Annotated in this window: 20 protein-coding genes, 1 tRNA gene and 1 pseudogene; 8 read left to right on the forward strand and 14 right to left on the reverse strand. The window is 45.4% G+C overall.

Annotation, left to right across the window (positions count from 1 at the left end; genetic code table 11):
- Positions 1-170: 170 nt before the first annotated feature.
- Positions 171-1322 carry an acyl-CoA dehydrogenase family protein gene (locus ACRC32_RS26255; RefSeq protein ID WP_438556733.1) on the reverse strand — a complete coding sequence of 384 codons (1152 nt, stop codon included), beginning with the start codon at positions 1320-1322 and terminating at the stop codon, positions 171-173.
- 104 nt (positions 1323-1426) lie between these two features.
- On the opposite strand from ACRC32_RS26255, the gene ACRC32_RS26260 reads away from it, so the two are divergent.
- Both ACRC32_RS26260 and ACRC32_RS26265 read left to right on the forward strand, forming a co-directional pair.
- On the forward strand, positions 1427-2194 hold the full coding sequence (locus ACRC32_RS26260) for a winged helix-turn-helix transcriptional regulator (RefSeq protein ID WP_438556734.1): 768 nt from the start codon (positions 1427-1429) through the stop codon (positions 2192-2194).
- Positions 2195-2245: 51 nt separating this feature from the next.
- Entirely contained in the window at positions 2246-2815 is a 570-nt protein-coding gene (locus tag ACRC32_RS26265) for a nuclear transport factor 2 family protein (protein WP_438556735.1), read from the forward strand.
- A 50-nt stretch (positions 2816-2865) separates the two neighbouring features.
- Here the strand turns inward: ACRC32_RS26265 and ACRC32_RS26270 are convergent, their stop codons facing one another.
- Genes ACRC32_RS26270 through serA form a run of 3 tightly spaced genes read right to left on the reverse strand, consistent with a single transcriptional unit; the run spans position 2866 to position 7663 of the window.
- Positions 2866-5091: a fused MFS/spermidine synthase gene (locus ACRC32_RS26270; RefSeq protein ID WP_438556736.1), complete on the reverse strand. Its 2226-nt coding sequence runs from the start codon at positions 5089-5091 to the stop codon at positions 2866-2868.
- 28 nt (positions 5092-5119) lie between these two features.
- The gene (gene prmA / locus ACRC32_RS26275; RefSeq protein WP_438556737.1) at positions 5120-6031 is read right to left on the reverse strand and encodes a 50S ribosomal protein L11 methyltransferase; all 912 of its coding nucleotides are present in this window, start codon (positions 6029-6031) and stop codon (positions 5120-5122) included.
- 51 nt (positions 6032-6082) lie between these two features.
- On the reverse strand, positions 6083-7663 hold the full coding sequence (gene serA / locus ACRC32_RS26280) for a phosphoglycerate dehydrogenase (protein WP_438556738.1): 1581 nt from the start codon (positions 7661-7663) through the stop codon (positions 6083-6085).
- Between the two features lie 349 nt (positions 7664-8012).
- On the opposite strand from serA, the gene ACRC32_RS26285 reads away from it, so the two are divergent.
- Positions 8013-8525 (forward strand): hypothetical protein, encoded by a 513-nt coding sequence (locus tag ACRC32_RS26285; protein ID WP_438556739.1) that lies wholly within the window; start codon positions 8013-8015, stop codon positions 8523-8525.
- A 283-nt stretch (positions 8526-8808) separates the two neighbouring features.
- Here ACRC32_RS26285 and ACRC32_RS26290 read toward each other — a convergent pair whose 3' ends face one another.
- Entirely contained in the window at positions 8809-9966 is a 1158-nt protein-coding gene (locus ACRC32_RS26290; protein ID WP_438556740.1) for a glycosyltransferase family 4 protein, read from the reverse strand.
- A 617-nt stretch (positions 9967-10583) separates the two neighbouring features.
- Here ACRC32_RS26290 and ACRC32_RS26295 point away from each other — a divergent pair.
- Complete coding sequence (locus tag ACRC32_RS26295; protein WP_438556741.1) at positions 10584-11363, forward strand: photosystem II S4 domain protein; 780 nt, start codon at positions 10584-10586, stop codon at positions 11361-11363.
- A 124-nt stretch (positions 11364-11487) separates the two neighbouring features.
- Here the strand turns inward: ACRC32_RS26295 and ACRC32_RS26300 are convergent, their stop codons facing one another.
- Positions 11488-12267 (reverse strand): SDR family NAD(P)-dependent oxidoreductase, encoded by a 780-nt coding sequence (locus ACRC32_RS26300; RefSeq protein ID WP_438556742.1) that lies wholly within the window; start codon positions 12265-12267, stop codon positions 11488-11490.
- 234 nt (positions 12268-12501) lie between these two features.
- Here ACRC32_RS26300 and ACRC32_RS26305 point away from each other — a divergent pair, with 234 nt between their 5' ends.
- On the forward strand, positions 12502-14025 hold the full coding sequence (locus ACRC32_RS26305; protein ID WP_438556743.1) for an alanine/glycine:cation symporter family protein: 1524 nt from the start codon (positions 12502-12504) through the stop codon (positions 14023-14025).
- A gap of 102 nt (positions 14026-14127) precedes the next feature.
- Positions 14128-14559 (forward strand): universal stress protein, encoded by a 432-nt coding sequence (locus tag ACRC32_RS26310; RefSeq protein ID WP_438556744.1) that lies wholly within the window; start codon positions 14128-14130, stop codon positions 14557-14559.
- A gap of 75 nt (positions 14560-14634) precedes the next feature.
- Here the strand turns inward: ACRC32_RS26310 and ACRC32_RS26315 are convergent, their stop codons facing one another.
- The 8 genes from ACRC32_RS26315 to ACRC32_RS26350 form a co-directional block, all read right to left on the reverse strand.
- A complete protein-coding gene (locus ACRC32_RS26315; RefSeq protein ID WP_438556745.1) occupies positions 14635-16137 on the reverse strand; it encodes a GMC oxidoreductase in 1503 nt (500 codons plus the stop codon).
- A gap of 9 nt (positions 16138-16146) precedes the next feature.
- Positions 16147-16755: a cytochrome c oxidase subunit 3 gene (locus ACRC32_RS26320; protein WP_438556746.1), complete on the reverse strand. Its 609-nt coding sequence runs from the start codon at positions 16753-16755 to the stop codon at positions 16147-16149.
- Entirely contained in the window at positions 16752-18461 is a 1710-nt protein-coding gene (ctaD, locus tag ACRC32_RS26325; protein WP_438556747.1) for a cytochrome c oxidase subunit I, read from the reverse strand. Before ctaD ends, ACRC32_RS26320 begins: the two co-directional genes overlap by 4 nt.
- An 82-nt stretch (positions 18462-18543) precedes the next feature.
- Positions 18544-19530, reverse strand: a complete 987-nt coding sequence (locus ACRC32_RS26330; RefSeq protein WP_438556748.1) for a cytochrome c oxidase subunit II — start codon at positions 19528-19530, stop codon at positions 18544-18546.
- A 41-nt stretch (positions 19531-19571) separates the two neighbouring features.
- The gene (locus ACRC32_RS26335) at positions 19572-20168 is read right to left on the reverse strand and encodes a DUF2231 domain-containing protein (protein WP_438556749.1); all 597 of its coding nucleotides are present in this window, start codon (positions 20166-20168) and stop codon (positions 19572-19574) included.
- Positions 20165-20662 carry a DUF2231 domain-containing protein gene (locus tag ACRC32_RS26340; protein WP_015152928.1) on the reverse strand — a complete coding sequence of 166 codons (498 nt, stop codon included), beginning with the start codon at positions 20660-20662 and terminating at the stop codon, positions 20165-20167. The genes ACRC32_RS26335 and ACRC32_RS26340 overlap by 4 nt, the downstream gene beginning before the upstream one ends.
- Positions 20663-21096: 434 nt before the next feature.
- The gene (locus ACRC32_RS26345) at positions 21097-22065 is read right to left on the reverse strand and encodes a hypothetical protein (RefSeq protein WP_438556750.1); all 969 of its coding nucleotides are present in this window, start codon (positions 22063-22065) and stop codon (positions 21097-21099) included.
- A gap of 438 nt (positions 22066-22503) precedes the next feature.
- Positions 22504-22779 (reverse strand): hypothetical protein, encoded by a 276-nt coding sequence (locus ACRC32_RS26350; protein ID WP_438556751.1) that lies wholly within the window; start codon positions 22777-22779, stop codon positions 22504-22506.
- On the opposite strand from ACRC32_RS26350, the pseudogene ACRC32_RS26355 reads away from it, so the two are divergent.
- Positions 22767-22877 (forward strand): annotated as a pseudogene (locus tag ACRC32_RS26355) (IS1/IS1595 family N-terminal zinc-binding domain-containing protein); the annotation flags it as partial. The gene ACRC32_RS26350 and the pseudogene ACRC32_RS26355 overlap by 13 nt on opposite strands.
- A gap of 70 nt (positions 22878-22947) precedes the next feature.
- Positions 22948-23021, forward strand: a tRNA-Val gene (locus ACRC32_RS26360).
- Positions 23022-23113: the final 92 nt, after the last annotated feature.

Raw genomic sequence — 23113 nt, forward strand, 5'->3', positions numbered from 1 at the left:
GGTACGGGTAATGCCGTGGCGCTTGCACAATGGAGGCTTCCCGATTAAATTGATGTTAGTCCGTAGCTTGTTAGTTATGAGTAGCTGAAAAAGCTGGTAGTGAGAGAACGATCGCTCTTATCTTTGCTGAAATCAAGACTGGGCGATCGCTCTGGACGAGAAAGATTTCTCTATAAACAAGACGTATCCCACCCAAATGCCAGTTGACCCGACAACTTGCGCTGCGCTTCCTCCCGCAAAGGATGATAGCGGACTCCCTGGATGTCACGAAATAATTTTTCCAGACCCAGCTTGCGATAGAACGCGCTTCCCCCCGCAATTTCCATCGCCAAATCAGCGACGTTGAGTACCGCTTTGGCAACCAGTGTCCGTCCTGTCATAATTTGATTTGTGGTCTCAAAGCCAGGTTGACTCACTACGGCAGTAGAAATCATGTGCTCAAGTGCTAACTTTGCAGCTGTCAATTCATTGTCTAAACCTCCCACCATGTAGCAGAGGTGTTCGTCGGTGTGGCGTTTCATTGCCAGTTGAATTGCGCGATCGCGGACTGCTTCTGCAACCCCAACATAAACAGAATAAATCAACGGAATCGCCACCATCGAGATCAGGTGAAAAATAAAATGCCACTTCCCTTGTGCTCGTCGTAAAACAATTGCCGCATCTGGTACAAAAACATTAGATAACACAACGTCATGGGAACCCGTTCCCCGCATTCCCATCGCTTGCCAGGTAGGTTCAATTGAAACGCCTTGGGAATTCATGGGAACTGCGAAATGTAATACTGTAGAACCTATTTCTGGATCTTCATAAACGGCACTGGTCATCAATAAATTCGCAGCAGGCGCACCACTAGCAAAGATTTTGCGAGCCGTAATCAGAAATCCACCCTCTACTTTTATCGCCGTGCCATTACTCTGTAACCAATCCGAGCCACCACTGCTGAGAAGCACGAGTTGCTCGGTCGCCACCCGTTTCAGCAATCCATCGACTGGAGCATTTTGATGATGCCATCGCCAGGTTGGTACCATCACCTGATGGGTATGCATTGAAAAAGCCAGCGCCGTTGAACTGGAATAGCGTCCTAAAATCCGTAGCACAGCGCAAAGATCGGTATAGCTGGCTCCGCCACCACCTAGTTCGGTCGGGACACCTGCTGCCACCAATCCAGACGCTTTCAACCTGGCAATGTTATCCGCGACAAACAGGTCGCTCTCATCGGCTTCAACTTCTCTGGCAGCAAATTGGTTTCCCAATGATTCCGCCAAGGATAGCCAATCTATCCCCCCTTGTTGGACGATCGGTGCGGTCTGTTGTTCTAACATTGGTCAGTCTCCTTTAAGTCTTGTGATACTTTTATTTTGATTTGCTGTATCAAGTGTTACAAGTTCAATATCTGAACCTAATGTGGGATCTTCCTAGATGTGCTATGAGAAAGGGATATGGGCAATTCTGTCCGGTAGCAAAGGCAGCTGAAGTAATTGGCGATCGCTGGAACCTACTGGTACTGCGAGAGATGCTGTACGGCAATCGCTACTTCAATGACATCAGTCGCGGCGTGCCATTGATGTCGCGTGCGCTCCTAGTTCAACGACTCAAAGAACTTGAGAAATTGGGGATTGTCGTTAGCCATGAAAAAGAGACTGGTCAAGGATATGAGTACGTTCTCACACCTGCCGGAGAAGCCCTGCGACCCATCATTGAGGCGATGGGGGTTTGGGCGCAACAATGGGGGAGCGAACAAATTGCCCCAGAAGACTTGGATGATGCCCTATTGATGTGGGGTATGAGACGACGAATCAATCTTGAGGCGATACCCTCTCAAAAAATAGTGCTCCAGTTTGACTTTCGTGGGTTAACCAAAGGGCGCAAAACTCATCGCAGTTGGTGGATGATATTCGAGGCTGGAGAGGTGGATATGTGTCAAAAAGATCCAGGCTTTGAAGTGGATGTCTTAATATCAGCCGATCTGAGTGCTTTCACCCATGTCTGGATGGGCTATACTCACCTGAATCTTGCCCTGAAGCAAGGGACAATTTGTTTTGAGGGCGATCGCGATCTCGTGCGTCAGATCCCAACCTGGCTATATCTCAATGGAGAATGGCGTTATGGTATGGGCATCGATCGCTCCGCCGCACAGTTGATGCAGGCTAACAAGTGCGTTGCAATGGAATGTAATGAAACTGTCGGTGCGTAGTTTAAGCTTATTTGCATCCACTGAATGCAGCGATCGGACAGTAGAAAAAAAATGAAGCTCGATTTACGTCATGCTAAAGCAAGATTGTACGGGGTGGCATTCGCGATTCTGGTGGGAGTAACTATTGTTTTGGTTAGCATCGAGGTATTTGCAGGCATACCGACACAGATGAGTTTAAGTAATTCCAGCCCAGCAGGGAGAAAAACTACATCTCCAGAACAGATTCGCACAATTGTGCGTCAAGCTAGAGACAGTTGGGTAAATGGAGATGCAGATGCTTTCGCTGCTTTGTTTACTTCTGATGGCGAACTGATCGTCCCAGGACAGAAATGGGTAGGTCGAGCCGCCATCCGCAAAGCAGCAGCAGATTTCGCTACTTATGCATCCAATGTCAAAATCGACATTCGCCAAATAATTATTGAAGGCGATGCCGAAGGCGGAACGCTAAGTCGCGACCATCGCGCTGCCGTAGAGTGGTATTGGGAAGATACGGAAAAAGCTTCAGGTCGCCGCAACCGTGCAGATGATGCCATTATTGTCGATTTTGTCGCAGGTAAGATTAAGCGCTGGCGCGAATATATCGATAGTAAAACACCAGAGACAGTGACCAGTGACCAGTGAGCTGAGGAAGTTGAGGAAGCAACCACCAACTACCAACTACCAACTACCCATTACCCCTGATTCAAATAATATTCCGATCGCGGGAATAAGTCTGTATTTGTGGGTTGAGGTTGACCGTCTTTGGCGTGGGAGTAAAAATTTACCTGGGCAGCTTTGACATCTTGACGAATTGCTTCAATGTTGACGCTTGCTTTTGCTAAGAAATTCAATACAGCCGTATCCTCTAGTTTAGTTAATAGCTGTTGTCGATTGAAGTCAACGGGGCGATCGCTGCCAATTAAAACGTGTAAATCGCCGCTCATGCTTAACTGAATTACGTAAGGGAATACGCTGCGGAATGTCTGCGCTGTGCCTAAGCCTACGTTCCACTCCACAAACATACCATCTGGGGCGAGGTGCGATCGCACAGCTTGAAAAAACTCCTGCGAGTAGAGCATACCAGCTCGCGATCGCCAGGGATAGATTGCATCGGCTTCAATAATGTCAAATTGTTGCTGGGATAGTTCCAGCTCTTGCCGTCCGTCACCGACAATAAATTTATAACGCGGGTCCTCAAATAAATATTTAAGCGGCTGACCATTAGGAGTTTGAGCATATTGACGCAAAACTGTCAACTCAGCTCCGAGTAACTCTACCACTTTAACTTGCTGGGTGAGGGGGTTGACTCCTGCTGTATGAGCCGTCCCCCCCGAACCCAGACCGATAATTATGACTTGGGCGGGATGGGGATGAATGAGTGCGGGTAAACTGCCCAGGAGGGCGTGGACTTGCATGTAAGGGAAACTGGCTTGTGCTTGTCCGCTGGCGAGTAAAGTCCCTTGTCCGTTTACCTCAGTCACGGCGGCTACACCTGTCGAATCTTCAGCAGCTAGGAAATATTGTGTGGCTGGAATACCATGTAGAGCAGCCCAGAGACGGATATTATTTGGAAATACAGCAATGATGACAGCTAGGGCGATCGCGAGCATACTCGCCAGCTTGTCTTTCCTGAGATTGAAACATAGCAGGGCAAACCCCAATCCTAACCAGGCAATGAATCGCAAGGAACCCGCCGTACCGAACTTATCCAACAGCACTAATCCCGTCAGCAGGCTACCTGTAGTATTGCCCAAAATATTTGCGACTTGAATGAAACCAACTCGCTGTCCAATTTGGCTATCTTCTGTTTGTACGGCTTTCTGGACTAAGGGAAAATAAAAACCGAGCCAGAAATTAGGCAATACGAGCATGACTGAGGGTATAACTACATATCTGAAAATGACAATAGAAGTAATATTATTTAAGTCAATGTAGCCGATATCGGTACGTAAATCTGTCGGATGAGACTGCCAGTAAATGCTAATCAGCCAAATAGAAATTAGCGCATAAGCAGCTATACCAGCTTGAATCGCAAAAAAGACTTTTCGGGGTTGACGAATAAATCGAATTGTTGCCGATCCCGCGAGGCTACCTAAGGCATTACCAACGAGAATAAACGCTAGGAGATGAGCGTAAGTATAGGCGATCGATTGCAGTACTGTATCTAAAACGCGAAACCAAATAATCTCTAAAGAAATTGCTGCAAAACCGGAAAGAAAGACCAAAAAACACCACTGCCATAGAGAACGCGATCGCAGCGCTTCATTTGCCGTATTTGATGTAGCTAATACAGGGCGATTTGAATGAAACTGATGAGAAATAGACCAGGCAATAATTCCCACTACAGCACTTAGAATCGCACCGAAATAAACTGTTTTTTCATAGCCAAAAGTCCCGATAATATACCAACCGGAAACGAGCGTTCCCAGACCCGATCCGAGTGTATTTAAACCATAGAGCAGACCAATTCGAGCTGCTGCACTTTCTGCATGACGGCTAGTCGCCTTCGTTACTAGAGGCAGCGACACGCCCATTAAGGTAGTAGGAATTAATAAACTAACAAACACGATCGCCAACATCATTGCTGGAGATTGTGCCAAAGATTTTCCTTGCAGAAACAGCAAGTTGTAAAATAAAAAGCGGCTGCAAATAGCAAAAATAGCAATTCCAAAATTGCAGCAACTATAGATTTGTACTGCCTGACGGTTACTGAGGCGATCGCTAATCCAGCCACCCAGCCAGCCACCTACACCCAGTCCTAACAAATAGGAGGCAACTACAATCGTTACCGATCGCACGTCAGATCCAGAAAACAATCCTAGCATTCGCTGCCATACCACCTGATAAAGCAGCGCTGTAAACCCTGAGAGAAAATAAACGATAAATAGGGCAGGAATTGCCCGTTTGTCATTTGTCATTGGTCATTTCACGCACCACATACCACTATTAAGACCGTCTCACATTAAAACAACACCATTCTTTACGTCGCCAAAGAGTTGCTACAGTCCAGCCATAATGTTCTAAAGTATCGGCTACCGATTGGGCTTGGTCGATTAAAATGCCGCTGAGAATGCCCCAAGTTGAGGGTTGAGAAACAGAAGTAATTTGGGGAATTAATTGAATAATGACATCTGCTAAAATATTGCACGCAATGCCATCGAAAGATACTTGGGTCATTTGAGGTAGAGCGTTCACGCTACCCTGTCCTACAATTATGCGATCGGCAGAAATTTGATTGAGTTGTCGATTGCTGTGGGTAGCGTTGACTGCCATGATATCCGTATCTACAGCATAGACTTGGCTAGCCCCAAGCAAAATTGCTGCAATTGAGAGGATACCTGAGCCACAGCCAATATCTGCAATAACTATATCTTCTCGATTGGAATTGGGAAGATCGTCCAAGCGCATTTCTAAGGCTTCTAAACATAACTGCGTTGTGGCATGGTTACCCGTACCAAAAGCAGTTCCAGGATCTAGCCTTAGTAAAAGTCGCTCTGATTTTTCTGGCACTGGTAGCCAAGCAGGATAAATTAAAATGCGATCGCCCACTTCCTGCGGTTGCCAGTACTGTTTCCAGCTACTTGCCCAGTCTTCTTCATCAATTAAATGCCACTGCATCTTAGGCGGCTCTAACTCTACTAGCAAGGCATCCTGTCGCAGCCATAATGAAAGGGCAGCTAAGTCGAGTAATCTTACTTGTTCTTGTGGCAAATATGCTTTCACCAAACAAACATTACCATCATTCTTCTGTCGTTCGCTTGCCATCCCACGACAGCCAAAATCTTCTAGTCGCCAGAAGATCGTCTCTTCCAGGTCTAGATCGCACAAAATTTGAATTTCCCACCAGTGATTTGCCATAGTTAGCGGTTAGCAATTAGCGATTAGCAACTAGTTGCTAATCGCTAATTGCTATAGAGTTACTGTATACGCATCGCGAATGCCTGCAACTTTGGTGATTTCAGTCAAAATCCCATCGGGCAGGGGGTCGTCTAAACTCAGTACCATCACCGCATCACCGCGCACGATTTTGCGTCCGACTTGCATACTGGCGATGTTGACGTTAAAGCTACCCAGCAGAGAACCGAGTTTACCAATAATTCCTGGCATATCTCGGTGTAGCGTGAATAGCATATGCGAACTGGGGGGAATGTTGATTGGGAATTCGTCAATGTTGGTAATGCGAATTTCGCCATCACCCAACAGCGCTCCCGTCACTGAATGTTCGCCCATCGAACCCTTTGCTGATAAGTGCAAAGAACCTGCATAATCCCGAATGGCAGCATCTCGCGTTTCAATAATCCGAATGCCTCGTTCTTTTGCTTCGACGCTGGCATTGACGTAATTGACTCTTTCTCGCAGTGCTTGAGAAAGCAATCCTTTCAGGGCAGCAACAACCAATGGTTGGCTCTTATTGGTTGCAAGTTCCCCTTGCAGTTTGACATTGAGTAGATCGACTCGTCCCCCAGCCAGCTGACCGACTAAATTACCCAGAGTCTCGGCAAGTTGCATGTACGGTCTGAGTTCTTCCAAAATATCGGGGCTGAGTCCAGGGATATTGACGGCAGAACGGGCTGGTAAGCCTAGCAAGACATCGCGGATTTGCTCTGCTACGTCGATCGCTACGTTGACTTGTGCTTCTGTGGTCGAAGCGCCGAGGTGGGGGGTGAGGATAATTTCTTTTCCTAATGCTCTTAGCGGCGATTCCTTCAGGGGTTCTTCCTCGAAGACATCCAAAGCCGCGCCTGCGATTTTACCCGCCTTAAGTGCTTCTGCTAGCGCCGCTTCATCAATAATGCCACCCCTAGCACAGTTGATAATCCTGGCATTGGGTTTCATTTTAGCCAATGCCTGGGCGTTAATTAAATGTGTTGTTTCTGGGGTTTTGGGGATGTGCAGCGTAATGTAATCGGCTTCTTGTAGTAGGATGTCTACCTCAACTAAGCGGCAACCTAACTGTTCGGCTCGTTCGGTAGAAATAAATGGGTCGTAGGCGAGTAACTTCATCCCCATCGCTCTAGCCGCCGTAGCAACGTGGGAACCAATCTTTCCTAAACCAACCACGCCCAAGGTTTTTTTGTAGACTTCTGCCCCCACAAAGGTTTTGCGATCCCACTCACCGCGTTTGACAGAAGCATTTGCATCGGGGATGTAACGCGATAATGCCAGGATCATCGCGATCGCGTGTTCGGCAGCAGCGATCGTATTTCCTTCGGGAGAATTGACAACGACAATTCCTTGGCGGGTGGCAGCAGGTACGTCTACATTATCTACGCCCACACCAGCACGACCGATAATCTTCAGTTGATGCCCAGCTTCGATAATTTCTTTAGTAATGCGGCTACCAGAGCGAATCATTAATGCATCATACTCTGGGATCGCCTGTACAAACTGCTCTGGTGTTAGACCGATTTTTACGTCAACAGTGGCAACTTGGGAAAGGATATCAATTCCTGCCTGGTCGATTGGGTCAGATACGAGAACTTTAGCCATGATTAACGATAGGAATCCAGTGGGAGAAAGGCACTATTAATGATAAGTGAACTGTCCGCTCGTGTAAGTAATTTGTGTGTCTACTCGCTTTGAGCGACAGCAGCGATACACAAGACCAGGGGTGATTCCAGTAGCGCGTTACTCTCAGCTCAAGGGTTGCCTTTAGTTAGGTTAAGTTGTGCTTTCGGTAATTCGCTACCGCAGTACGATATTTTAACAGTTAACAGGGAGTAGGGAGTAGGGAGTAGGGAGTAGGGAAGAAAATAATTCTAAATTCGCCTTGTCCCCCTTGTCCCCCTTGTCTCCCTTGTCTCCCTTGTCCTCTTTGTCCTCCTTGTCTCCTACTCTCATGAATTACCTTGTCGCCGTGTTACCCGATCGCATTCAAGCAGAAGCAGCTTCTGTAGCCCTAGAAAAAGAAGGTATACCTACCGATCGCATTACTATTCTTGGTAGAGGATACAAAAGTGCAGATGAGTTTGGCTTGATCGATCCCAACGAACAAGCTGCTAAGCAAGCAAAACTGATGGCTTTCTGGCTGATACCGTTTGGTTTTGCCTCTGGAGTTGCTTTCAGCGTGCTGTCTGGTCTAGATACCTTTGCTTGGGCGGGTGAAATCGGCAATCATGTCATTGGTGGTTTACTAGGTGCTGTGGCTGGTGGTATGGGAAGCCTATTTGCTGGTGGTGGTGCTGGTTTGGTGTTTGGTAGTGGCGATGCTTTGCCGTATCGCAACCGTCTCAATGCAGGTAAGTATTTAATTGTTGTTAAAGGTACGGATGGCATACTTCGACAAGCAACGAGCGTACTGCGTCGATTTGAACCAGAAAATATCCAAGGCTATGCTGAAACGACTGGCTGATATGAGTTATCAGTTATCAGTTGTCAGTTGTTAGTTGTCAGTCAGCGGTCGGTGTACGGACGTTACATGTAACGTCTGTACAATTTTATCGGTTATCAGTTGCGAGTTGTGAGTATTCAGTAGCTAATAGCTAGTAACTATAGCGCGTCTAAACCAATTGTGAAAATCCCGTCCATCTGTCTGCGATCGGCTAACTGTGCTTGCACAAATGACAAATGACAAATGACAATCAAGAGCAAGTGGTTCACAACTCAAATAGACACGCTATATTAGCTGTAGTTTCTTAATCCTTGGTCTCTATCTGTGCTTCGCAAAGAGTTTTGTAGAAGTTTTTGCCAAATTCGTCGAGATTGAATTCTGTCATAATTCGTTTTTTATGATTTAACAAATACTCTGTATTGTCGCTATTTTTAACTCGTAGTAAAGTCTCCATAGCAGCTTCACTGTCACCAAATTGAAACAACCATTCTTGAGGTAAAATTTCTAACATTCCATCTATGCTAGAAGCAACTATTGGCAAACCATAGTACATTGCTTCTAACATGACTAATGGTAATCCTTCTAGTCGAGAGGGAATGATGAGCATGTCTACGGCAGAGTAGATATATGATAAGTCATTTCCCCAAGGAATAATTTTGACTCTTTCGCTTAAGCCAGAAGTTTGAATGAGTTTTTGTAACTTCTCTTCATCTGAGCCATCGCCTACAATTAATAATTTGATATTTTCTAGCTTACTGGCATATTTTGCCATTGAGGTAATGAGAAAGTCATGACCTTTGTGTTTAAGTTCGATTCTAGCAACCAGAGCTACTACATAATCGCTGTTATCTATGCCGTATTTTTGCCGAGATATGTTTCGCTCCTGTCGATGCCATATTCTTAAGTCAGGACCGTAATATACTACAGAAATTTTCGATCTCACTCCATGCTGAACTAAGTTATATTTAGCCCGAGCACTAGTCGTAATAAATGCATCTGGCAAGTTGTAAAAATGCAAATTAATGAAATCTCTTAATTTAGAGAGTTTGCCTTGCATTAACGATAAAGATTGTGTTAGCGGGATAAAGCTAATCGCTTTAAGGTTAGCTTTTTTCGCTGCTAATAAACCGAGGGAACTGAGTTCGATCGTGCCTTGAACGACAATGACTACATCGGGTTTGATAATAGAAATAGTTTGAGCAATTTTAGCAACTACGGGAAACGATAATAATGCTCCTAAGTTTCTAAATCTTGCTGCTTTGAACTCCATTGGATAAAGTTCGAGGTGCTTAAATTCTCGTACTAGTAAAGTTAAGCGATCGTAAAGTCTTTGATTTCCTTGATAAAACATAAATCCAACCTTGAGGTTGGTATTTTCTAGTAAGTATTTAACTGCATCCACAGCAGAAATACTATGACCGCCAAAGCCAGAGCCATCATCGTAAAATAGTATTCTTTTCATCTTTTTGATTCAGCAGAATTGTCAGAAAATCAAGATAAGCTCAACTCACTTCTGAGTGCTAGCACTCAGAAGATCGATAATCAGTCCATGTCAAATGATGCTCGCCGCTTCAAGGTCTGCATCTTTAGACGCGATGAGCTGCACCCAGATGGCGATCGCTGGAGAACACCAACGTCATGATTACTTAATCTTAGAAAGACTTGAGAAATATTTTATACTGCAAACAGTCCAATTATCATATTCTTTATCTTGCGATAAAAGTATTTCTAGATACAGAATAAAATTGAGTTTTTTGCTGTTAACATCTATTGTTTACGGAAGAAATGTTTGTGTAAATTTTAACATAGAACTGTCTGGGTGAAAAGAGTGGATCTGTGCTGTTCGTGAAGGTAAGGAGCAAATGCAATGTTGGTAACAGATGACTAGTGTTAGGATATCTGCATAGGAAAACGGGCTGGAGATCGAAACACGATCGGGTTTTAGCCTCTCGCAACGTCTATGCTGCTAACACATGTACCAAAAATACAAGAAATGACAGCAGTTGGATTTTATGCGGATAACAATAAGTGTCAAACAATATAGAACATATATAGCCAACTAAAAGTTAGAAAATTAAGATGTTGCCGAGAGAAGACTTATTAAAAGGTGTAGAAAATCGAGAAACTATCGTTCGTGTTATCGATCTAGCAGAGCAAGCAATCAAAACTTGGGAAGTAGTACTCACTGATTTTTTATCGCCCCCAGAGTTAGCTGAAAGCCAGCAAATTTTTAGTCGTTTGACTGACGTACAATTAGTAGCCTGGGGCGGTTATCCTCAAGCAGAACGGCAACGATTAGCGATCGCTCGTGTGGAAGTTCCTCTCGATTCATCCCAAGTGACAGTAGCAGCAATAGATATTGCAGGTAACTTTCTATTTGATACTGCTACCCATCGCGACTTTTTAGGAGCGATGCTAGGTACGGGAATTGTGCGGGACAAAACCGGCGATGTGATTGTCTTAGGAGAACGGGGAGCGCAAGCAATTGTTGTACCAGAATTAGTAGAATTCTTAGCAATGAATTTAAAGCAAGTGCGTTCCGTTCCTGTTAAAATTCAGCAAATTGAGCTGAGCGAATTAAGAATTAAAGAACCGAAAAAAAAGGAATTAACAACAGTAGAAGCCTCTTTACGATTAGATGCGATCGCCTCTGCTGGGTTTGGGATGTCCCGCAGCAAAATGGTAGATTTGATCGAAGGTGGAGATGTGCGCGTTAACTGGAAAGAAATTAGCCAATCCAGCACTCAAGTCAAAACTGGAGATTTAATCGCAATTCGTGGCAAAGGACGATTAGAAGTGGGAGAAGTCGCCGTCACGAAAAAAGAGCGCTATCGCGTCCAATTAACGCGATATATGTAATTGGTCATTAGTCATTGGTCATTCATTGGTCATTGGGCATTATTCTCCTCAGCTCCTCAGCTCCTCAGCTCCCTCAGCTCTCTTCCTCCCTGCTCCCTGCTCCCTGCTCCCTGCTAACTGAAATTCAGCCACGTTTAAATATTTTTTCTGTTAAAGTTATAGCAGTTTGGCGGGGCAAAAATCGAGATGCATTGGCGCTAATTTTGTTAATAAATCCTGGGATAATCGAAGCACGATTTTTTTCTAAAGCTTGAAGTGATTCCCGTACTACTTGTTGAGGTGAGATATAGTTTTTAGCGATCGTCTCTGAAAAAGTTGTAGGAAAATCAGCCTCTTTGAAAAATTTCGTTTCAGTGGGACCAGGACAAACAGCTAAAATTCGTACCCCATACTTGCGATTTTCTGCCCACAATGCCTCGCTGAAACTGAGGACAAAAGCTTTACTGGCTGCATAAACAGAAAAGTGAGGTATCGGTTGGAATGCAGCCGTAGAAGCAAGATTGATAATACCTCCAGAACGACGCTGACGCATTCCTGGTAAAAATTTGTGAGTCAACTCTACCAACGCTAAGACATTCAACTGCACCATTTTGACTTGGCGATCGCCATCTCGTTCGGCAAAATCGCCATAATCTCCAAAGCCAGCATTATTGATTAATAGATCGATCTCTAATCCCTTTTCCGTTACCGTATTGTAGATAGCTGTAGCTGTTTCTGGTACAGTTAGGTCGTGGACGAGGACGTAGACTTGAATTTGATGTTGTGCTTGTAACTGAGCTGCCAGCTGTTGCAATTTGTCAGCGGAACGAGCTACTAAAACTAAATCCGTTTGTCGAGAAGCTAACTCATGGGCAAAAGTAGCACCAATTCCCGCAGAAGCACCAGTAATCAAAGCTGTTGGCATACGATAGTTCCTAATTGTTAAGTATTATTAATTTTAACTCCTACGACCAAATACCAATCCCCAATTACCCATAACCAACAGTCACAAGATATCCACCTTAAGAAATATGTATTAGAGCAGATTTTTGCTAGAAGCTAGAAAACTGTGTCTTAAGAACAGTTTAATTTCGACCTAAAACTATATTTTTTTAAAATTAAGGATTTTTTTGTTACTACTCACAATTAAGAAACGCTGATGAATCACTGTAAGCTCTTGGGTTGGCTGAAAAAATCTCCTTGGCTTTGTTTGGTATTACTAGCTATACCTAGCACGGCTTACGCTGCCCCAGGCGAAACCACAGGTGGGTTTTTGGGGGCAATAGATGTCATTTTTGCTAATTTGGTAGCAGGGCTGTCTCAAGTCTTATTTTTCAGTATTGGTGGAATGCCATTTATCGTCCTGTGGCTGATCGTGGGGGCGATATTTTTTACGATTCGGATGGGTTTTATTAACCTCCGTGCCTTCAGTCATGCGGTTTCTGTCGTGCGAGGACGTTACGACAATCCAGCAGAAACAGGCGAAGTAACTCACTTTCAAGCACTATCGGCAGCGCTGTCAGCAACAGTAGGCTTAGGAAATATTGCAGGGGTGGCGATCGCGATCCAAACTGGAGGTCCTGGGGCTGTATTTTGGATGACTATGGTAGGATTCTTCGGAATGTCGAGTAAGTTTGCTGAATGTAGCTTAGCTCAGATGTATCGTAGAGTACTGCCAGATGGCAGAATTTCTGGCGGACCGATGCAATACCTCTCGCGGGGTTTAGCTGAAAAAGGGCTGCGTCCGCTTGGTAAAATTTTGGCAGGAGTATTCTGCGTCTTTTGCATTGGTGGCTCTTTTGGCGGTGGTAATATGTTTCAGGCAAACCAGTCTTATGCTGGGATTGCTGGTGTTTTACCATTTTTCCAAGACCGCAGTTGGCTTTATGGTTTGATCCTTGCCTGTTTAGTCGCTTTAGTTATCGTTGGGGGTATCCGTCGCATTGGTGCAGTAGCAGAAATCTTAGTTCCTGGAATGTGCTTGATTTACTTTTTGGCAGCACTGTGGATTCTCGCGATCAATTTCACAGACATACCTAATGCCATAGCTACAATTGTCAGGGAAGCTTTCGCCCCACAAGCAGCGGTTGCAGGCGGATTTGTTGGCGTACTCGCAACTGGAGTGAGACGAGCCACATTCGACAGTGAGGCGGGAGTTGGTTCTGCACCGATTGCTCATGCTGCTGCTCGTACAGAAGAACCAATCCGCGAGGGTGTTGTGGCGCTGCTCGAACCCTTCATCGATACAATTGTAGTGAGCAACATGACAGCACTGGCGATCGTCACTACAGGTGCCTATAAAACTACTACAACTGATGATGGAATTCAATTGACGTTTAATGCCTTCTCTACTGGTATTCCTTGGTTTCCCTATCTGCTAGCGTTAGCAGTATTCCTATTTGCCTTTTCGACCATTCTTTCCTGGGGTTACTACGGCGAACGCAGTTGGACTTACTTGTTTGGCGAACGGAGTATGAGAGCTTACCAGGCAATTTATATCATTTTTGTTTTCATCGGTGCAGTAGTTAACCTCAAATCGGTGGTTGATTTCAGCGACATGATGATCCTGTCGATGGCTTTCCCCAACCTACTAGGATGTTACCTACTATCTGGAAAGGTAGCGACAGCTTTAGGAGACTATATGCAGCGCTTGCAAACTGGCAAGATGCCAGTTTTTAAGTAATTGGTGAATGGGTAATGGGTAATTCAAAATTCGCGCATTACCAACTACCAACTACCAATTACCAATTACCAACTACCAACTACCAACGATCGATTTAAAATTATGAGTTGGTTACAGAAAGACCGAGTTTTAGTTCCGATCGATTTTTCAGAAGAGTCTTTTGCTGCACTATCTCCAGCGCGAGAATTTGTGAAGGATGCGAGTCATTTGTATGTTCTGCACGTTCTATCTCACCTGCATCCAGCCGAACCTGGAGCGATGTGGAATACTTTAGACGATCGCTCGCGCCAGCAGCACGTAAAAGAGACTTTGGACAAACGATTTAAAGCTTCGGAGTTTGAAGGAGTCCGTATTGGCGTTGCTATTGGCGACCCCAGTTCGGAGATTCTCGACTATGCTAAGGAGATTAATGCCGATTTAATTGTGATTCCATCGCATGGCAAAACTGGCTTGAGTCGATTTTTTCTCGGTTCAGTGGCAGAACGAGTAATTCGCTATGCTCATTGTCCTGTGGTGGTGTTGAAAAAAAATTAGGTCAAGGGGACAACTTAGGCTAATACTTTGCTAAGAGATTAGCCTAAACTTGTTTATTTTTCATTCAGCAACGCCTTACTTCAACTGCTCGATTAAGCGATCGCCCACCCGCAAAGCATTTGCAATGACAGTCAAGCCAGGACTAACACTGGCATGAGATGGGAAAAAACTGCTGTCTACGACATAGAGATTTTGCACTTCGTGGGTACGACAGTTCAGATCCAACACAGAAGTCGCCGGATCTTCTCCAAACCGACAAGTGCCGCACTGATGAGCAACGACTTGTACGGGCATATCACTGCGAGGATGGGTTGTGCGGTTAAATATATTGGGCTGAGACTGCTCGACGCTTTTTAATACATCAACCCAACGATATACCAGGCGATCGTGCGCTTCTACGTTATTCGCGGTGTAATCGATTCGCAGTTTGTCTCCCACATAGCGAACGCGATTGTTGGGATCGGGCAAGTCTTCTGTTTTCAGCCACCAACCGATGGAATGGGTTGCCAACTGCCGCAAGCCAAAATTTGGCATCAGCCTAGACAACGCCGATAAAATCGGTGGTGCTTCGGCAAAAATGACATCTTGAAAAATACCACCAGAGTTTTGTACGTGACCCATCGGATAAGGAAAATCCTTGTCTCCCCAATAAAAATCATTTAGCCCTAGCGTGCGGGAAAATGACCCAGAATTAGCGGGAGAGGTTAACTGCACCACAACCGATAGCAGTTGTTTCATCAAATTTCGCCCCACCTGACCGGAGCTATTCGCAATACCGTTGGGGTGTTTTTCGTTGGCAGACCGCAGCAGCAATGCCGCCGAGTTTACAGCACCACAGGCAAGCACTACAATATTGCCTAAAAATAAATAGGACTGTTCCCCAATTTTTGCTTGAACTGCTTTGATCTCCGATCCTGATGGGTTGGTATACAGGCAAACAACCTGAGCAGAAGTTTTGAGCGTCACGTTTTCGCTGTTGAGGATGGGGCTAACTCCGGTGTCTTCAGCATCGGTTCTACCGCGATCGCCCAACCCTAGCGGCAAATGAACGGGATGCAACCCCTGCTGAGCAAGAGTGTCACCAATATGTTGCACCATCGGCTCATGAGCAACTTCCCCAAAAGGATAGGCTTCGCTATGGGGAGGTTCGGTAGGGTCATCTTCGACTTTACCGTGTACTTGATACAACTTCTCGGCTTGGGTATAGTAAGGCTCAAAGTCCTGATATTTCAGCGCCCATGCCGGAGAAATCCCGCTTTGATGCTGCACTTGCTCGAAGTCGCGTTCCCGCATTCGCTGCAAAACGCCACTCCAGATTTTTGTATTGCCACCAACGGCATAATACGTTTGTGGATAAAACGGTTCTCCTGCGTTGTCGTACCAGGGTTCTGGCGCGTGAAATTGCTCTTTCTTAAAAACTTCTGTATCGACCAACTCCGAACTTTCACGATGGATCAGTTCTCCGCGATCGAGCAGCAAGATCTTTTTACCAGTTGATGCCAGCTTTCGCGCCAGCGTCCCACCACCTGCACCCGTACCAACAATAATTACGTCATAGTAGCGATCGTCAATTATCATAGGGTTCTCCTACTGCCAAACGTAAATTAGCGTGTACAACACGATCCAAATGACATCGACAAAGTGCCAGAATAAGGACGTTGCTTCAACACCAAAATAACCGTTGTCGTAGTTACCAGGGATAAACGATCGCCCCAACATTAATGTTTGCAGCAGAATTCCGGTGAGAACATGCAAGCCGTGAAATCCAGTTAATAAAAAGAACGTGCCGCCGAACAAACCCGACTGGTAGCTAAATGGTAAACTGCGCCATTCCACAGCTTGCCCAAAGAGAAAATAACTGCCCATCGCCATAGTAATTAATAGAAATAGGCGAAAGCCCCACAGTTTTTTATCGTGTAAATAACGCTCAGCTACGTAGATGACAAAACTACTGGATACCAGCACGAGCGTATTAATGAATGGATCTCTGGTTTCCAAGCCAGTCACACCTGCTGGATACCAGTCTAGGGTAGTGGTTTTGTAGACAATGTAACCCGTAAAGAAGCTCAGGAAAATCACACTTTCCGACAGCAGAAACACGATAAAGCCGAACTTACTATTGCCTGCTGCGTCATGCTCCTGGTGCTGTCGAACGTTAGCTTCAACGTCTTGTGCAATCGCTCTTTCTGCTGTCATGATGTTTGCTGCTGCGTCAGAGATTCAGGAAATTGAGTCAAGCCTGGATTGGGAATGTTCCCTACCAACGGTTGGTTCCTACCGTAGCCGTAGGGACCCGAAACTACAAGCGGTGTTTCTTCAAAGTTTTCCACGGTTGGTGGTGAAGAGGTAAGCCACTCTAAACCGTATGCCCGCCAGGGATTGTTGCCTACTTTCTCGCCCCGAATCCAAGAACTCACCATGTTGAGAATAAATGGTAGCGTAGACAGCCCTAACAGAAAACCGCCAATACTTGCTATGACATTCCAGTAGGCAAATTCCAGGTCGTAGGATGCAACGCGGCGGGGCATTCCCATCAATCCAAGGGGGTGCATGGGCAGGAAGGTTAACGCCGTTCCCAGGTAGGTCAAGGCAAAGTGCAGTTTGCCCAGTCCTTCATAATACATGCGTCCGGTCATTTTAGGAAACCAGTGATAGATTCCGGCATAAATGCCCATGACGATCGCGCCATACAGCACGTAATGGAAATGTCCGACCACAAAGTAAGTGTTGTTGACGTGAATATCGATCGGCACAGAAGCCAGAAAAATTCCGGTAATTCCCGCAAACAACCAATTACTAATGCCACCGAGCGCAAATAGCATCGGCGTGGTGAAGCGAATCTTGCCACCCCAAATCGTTGCGACCCAACCAAATACTTTAATGCCGGAAGGAATGGCAACTAGCATAGATGTCACCATGAAGAGTATCCGCATCCAACCAGGGGTGGCACTGGCAAACATATGATGCACCCACACCAAACCACTGACAACCGTAATCAAAAGAGATGATGCCGCAATCACCCGATAGCCAAATAGGGGTTTACGAGCATGAACGGGCAAAATTTCAGAAAACATGCCAAAGGCTGGCAGAATCATCACATAGACTGCCGGATGGGAGTAAAACCAGAAAAAGTGTTGGTATAAGATGGGATTACCGCCCCGTTCTGGAGCAAAAAAACTAGTGCCGATCGTGAGATCGAGCAACAACATGATTGCCCCTCCAGTCAGCGCAGGTAGTCCATACAGTTGAATTAATTGCGCCGCTAGTACCGACCAGACAAAGGCGGGCGTTCTAAACCAAGTCATTCCTGGCGCACGCATTTTGAAGATGGTAGTGACGAAATTCACCCCGCCCATGATGGAAGATACCCCCGAAATTGCCACTGCCAAAATCCATAACACCTGTCCGTTCAGCAGATTGCCAGTCGGGTTTTGCAAACTCACAGGCGGATATGCCCACCATCCTGACTGCGATGGACCTCCTGGTACTAGGAAACTGGCTAGCATCAGAATGCCTACTACAGGAACCATCCAAAACGAAACCGCATTGAGCCGAGGAAATGCCATATCTCGCGCTCCAATCATCAGCGGCACGAGATAATTTCCCAATCCCACTAAAACGGGGAATGTCCACATAAACAGCATGATCGAGCCATGCATTGTGAATAGCGCGTTATAAACAGTGCGATCGACCAGATCGGCATCGGGGGTAATCAGTTCGCCCCGCATAATCATCGACAACGTGCCACCAATCAGGAAAAAGCAGAACGATGTGACGATGTATTGAATGCCGATAACTTTGTGATCGGTGCTGAAGGTGAAGAATCGCTTCCAGTTGTCGGGCGCACCTGGGTATGGCTGTCCGCGAACGACTTCTGGAGCCTCGATCGAGATGTTTGTCATAAGTTACCAAGCAAGTCAAAAGTTAAAAGTCAAAAGTCAAAATAGCTTAATCCTTGAGCAATCGCTTTTATGACAAGCCACATCACGCAGGCGGACTATTAGGTTCGTGCTTAGGGGCATAATTTACTACAGGTGGCGATGCAGGTGGGATAGTGTCCCAACCGCGAACGGCTACCTTGTCTTTCGTTGTCCCAGAGCGATCGTTGGCTCGGTTGTACTCAAAAGCAGCCTGATTGAAGGCAGGGGTGGGCGACCCAGCAGCAGCATCGGCAAGCCATTGTTGATATTCGTTGAATGGCTGAACGACGACATCTGCTTGATTTGCCGCAAAGTAAGTACCGCTAAACATCGAATCGCGCAGGCGATAGGTTCCAGTTTTCACAGGAGTCAGTTCAAAATCGATTTCGTGGTTAGGAACGACATCTTGCTTCAGGCGAAATGCCGGAATGTAAAAGCCGTGTAACACATCCTGCGATCGCAACGTAAACCGCACGCGGCGATCGACTGGTAAATGTAACTCAGTGCTGGTGATATCCCGTTCTGGATAATGGAAAACCCATGCCCATTGCTTAGCGGTCACGTCAATTTGCTCGATGGGAGCGGTTTCTACTGCATTCTGAATTTCCTGCTGAGGCGTGCTGTCAAAGGGTTCGGCGTAAGCAGGCTGCATCATCTGAGGCATATGCAAGTGTACCAGTTCTATCGGACCCCGCACCGCCATTTTTTCGTAAGTCCGATAGCTCACAAAGGAAAGCGTTAACACCAAAACTAATGGTACTGCCGTCCAGACGATTTCCAGCCAGGTGTTGCCTTCAATCGGGGGACCATCGCTCATGTCATACTTACTGGCTCGATGAAAGACCAACGAGTAAAAGAAAGGTCCGATCACACCTAAGTAAATGAATGTGCCTAACCCAGTGAAGAGACTGAATAGATCGTCTAGCAACTTTGCTTCTGCTGCTGCTTCTGGTGGAAACCAAGAATAGGATTGCTTCGCCATCCATAAGCTTGTCATAGCGACCAGGATGGCATAGACCGTCATTATTAGAATTGCACGGAGTTTCATCATGACAGCGATCGCCAAATAAATAAGAAACTAACCGATCCGAACTATAATAGATTGGGATTTTCGCCTAAGCGTAGTATTTGATCCGCTGTGACGTGAATGCCAAATTCAGCACCCAGATGTGCGCCCAACGTTCCCTGTACAAACATCAGAGCAAAAACAAATAAACCAGCAGCGAGATAACTCCACTGTACCTGTCTTGCCATGTCTTTGCGCCACTGATAGCGTTGAAAGCCGCGCCAAACGGTCATTCCCACGATTAAGGTCAAAATCATCACCCCCCCTACACCGTGTAGAATCATCGTTTCCAAGGGATGAAGCCCCCAGGCACTGGTGACATCCGCTAACGGTACCGCTAAAGAAACTTCAAACACACCCGCCATCACCGTAAAAAAGGTCACAATCGCCGATGCCAACAGGTTATACCAACCGACATCAAACAGCGCCGAGCGGGTAACGGGAATTGCCAGAAACTTAAAAACTGCTTTCTCGACGGGAAACAGCACCCCTACAATGTCAAAGGCGATCGCTACAATAAATAACCCTAGCGTTAGATGCACTAGGTTGGGATGGATGGGAATTTGGTAGGGCAACCCATTAACTCCCAAACTACCCCACTGTTCCAGCAAATCTGGATTCATAATATACCTCCTCTGATTGCCTCTACGACAGGAATCGTATGCAAGCCATAGACCCACACGAGTAAGCTGCCCAGGTATGTCTGAATACAAACTAGCCCAACTAGCAGCACGCTCGCTGCGAGATAAGGAAGGGGTAGCTGCGGTCTTTCCTGCAACCGGATCACGTAGCGCCATGCGGTGACGACTGCTAGAATTCCTGAGAGCGACCAGCCCAAAATTGTATGAGCATTCAGCGTTGAAACAGATGCAGCGTAAGGTTCTGCCAGACCTGCCTCAATCTGTCCAAAAATAATTGCAATGAAGATCGAAACTGTTGCGAAGGTCAGATTCCACCAACTGACTTCATACAATTTGGAATTTTTGGTAAAATACCCAAGGAGATCGCAAAATACTGCAAACAGCACCATAGCGATCGCGAAATGCACCACGATTGGGTGAATGGTATCGGGATAAGGAAGGTTATGCTCGTTGAGAGGCGGAAGATACTTAAACACAGATTTTCAGAGTAATACAGTGACAGCGAGCAGTTATAGTGAAACGAAAGGATTGTATTGCTAAAAATTATCGAAGACAGAATAACTACTGGTGTAGAAGCAGAGTAGGCAGTAACTCCAAAAATTTGAGCAAGAATTTTGACTTACTTCTAAAGTATCTCCTTTTGCAACTCCAGTCACTTATCCCTTTCTAATCTTTCTAATATAGATAGTCGGATAAATAATTGAGCAGCAGGAAAGTTTAAGTCGGAAGAATTGCCAGCAATGAATTCTGTATTCAAATAGTCCCGATCTAATGTATCTTTTATATCTTCGTTCTAGACATTAAGTTAAGTATGGGCTGGCGATAAATCCCCTTGTCCCTAGACGTACTAACTTGTCTACTGAAATGCAGCGATCGCAGAATGTCAACAGAAACAACATAAAAGTAAAGACTACTTTGAAGTCAGCTGGCCAGAGTTCAACAACAAAGAGTCATCCCGATCGCCTAACACCCCGTAGTCGTTGATAGAGAAATGTATCGCTAAAATCAGTCGATCTCCCTTCGTTGGTGGCAATCCTTTGTGAACGCAAAATGGATCTTCCACAAAGCCAAACCCCGCCGGACCACAAATTGTCACAATCCTAGAAGTACCGTAGTAATCAATCACATCTTGCTCGGAACGCAACCGCCATAAGCTGAGAAGATAGGCAAGTTTTTTCTGACGATGACTGCCACGAATACATACATGCGGTCCATTAGCTAAGTTAGTGTCACTTAAGTAGAAGTAAAATCTAAGACAACGGTAATCTTCAAGGTCGTGATGAAAGACTTGCCCAATCGCAGCAGTAGAGTCATAAATTGCTACTGTTGGGGGAAAACTCCACCACAGCCAACTACCAGCATGAACCGATTCTACTTTTAAATATTTCGCAGCAATATTTAATAGCTTTGGGTCGCGAGCCAGTTTCTCAATTGCTGGACATAGCAAGCTGGCATTGTAATATTTCCCTAGTCGAAAAGATTGACCGTATGAACTCTGCGCCGCTAGCCTTTCTTGATAAGCAAAACTCAAGCGTAAATTTCCGTCTCCGTAGCAATTATTACGCTCCGCAAACTCACGAATTTCTTTCACCCAACTATCTGGTAGATGAATCCCCAAGTACAATCCGTCAGCGATTAAAGATTCAACGACTTCATCAGTATTAAGGTGACTAAACACCGAATCCTTTTCCTCGTGGATTTTAGCGGTTCGTTGGCGCTGATAGTAATTTAGCATCATGATTTGGATCGAGCTAAAGCGACCAAATACATACATAAATAACCATTGAGGAGTTCTGGATAAATACTTTTTGAGTACGCCAATATAGTAGTAGCTACAGCTTTTTAGTCGAGTTATTAGCAGCAGATTTTGCTCGCGCATCAGCAATTTGCTCACACCTAAAATTAGTATTTGGCAGAAAGTCAAAATCAAGCAATCAGACAAAAAATATCACAAGTATCAGCTAATATTAGTTTTCCCCTTTACAATTCACATATTAAGGTATTGCCAAACGATTATGATGGAAAAATCTAGTTAAGCATAGCAGCAATTTACTACTCCGATAATCTTGACAGAGCCGGACAAAATTTACATAAATTCTTAAGATATTCTCATTCGGATTTTCTGTAAGGGTAACTCGATTCGGGTCAATGAGTGGGAGGAAAAGTCTTGGTAATTATCTTCATCTTCGTAGGCGGCTAGTCCAGAAAGAGTTCAAACCATAATGGCTAAACTTGCACTCCGATCGCTACTAATAGAAATATAGGCGAGCGAGTATGACTTCCTACATCTTTACTTTCGGCTTATTCTCGACTCATACTAAAAACTTGTCAATTCAGAAGTAATCTCACGCTTTGTCAATCCCAAAAAGTTCAGGAAAGTGTAGGAGTTAACTGTCGTTCTGAGTTCAGATGAAAGCACCTCTCGCACCCCGTTAGCACCGCCGGCGTAGATCCAGCCCCATTGTTCCAGCAAACCGTAGTCACCAGCGCGATCGGGGGAAAGCATCGTAAACGCCAGCGCGATCGCGGTAACTGCCATAATTGTGGGCAAGAAAGTTTTGCCGTTAACTCCAAAAAGCCATGCGTTGCCCACTATGCAGTCACGGTAAAACCCATAAACACGGTCAAACTAGTTCATGTTGCCAACGATACCGTTGCCTCAATTGTCAACAAACGTTTAGCGACACCTACGTTTATGGCAGTATCTTTTGGTCGAGTGATTGCATCTCTACCTTTGTCTGTGCTATGTTGATTAATCCACGGACGTATAGCTCAGTTGGTTAGAGCGCTACGTTGACATCGTAGAGGTCACTGGTTCGAATCCAGTTACGTCCATTCCTCGAAACCCTCTCTAGCAGAGGGTTTTGTCGTTTCTATCCTTTGCAGTTGAACCGAACCCATTCTCAATAAGCAACGCTAAACACGAA

The organism is Chroococcidiopsis sp., from assembly GCF_051657925.1.
Lineage (GTDB): Bacteria > Cyanobacteriota > Cyanobacteriia > Cyanobacteriales > Chroococcidiopsidaceae > Chroococcidiopsis.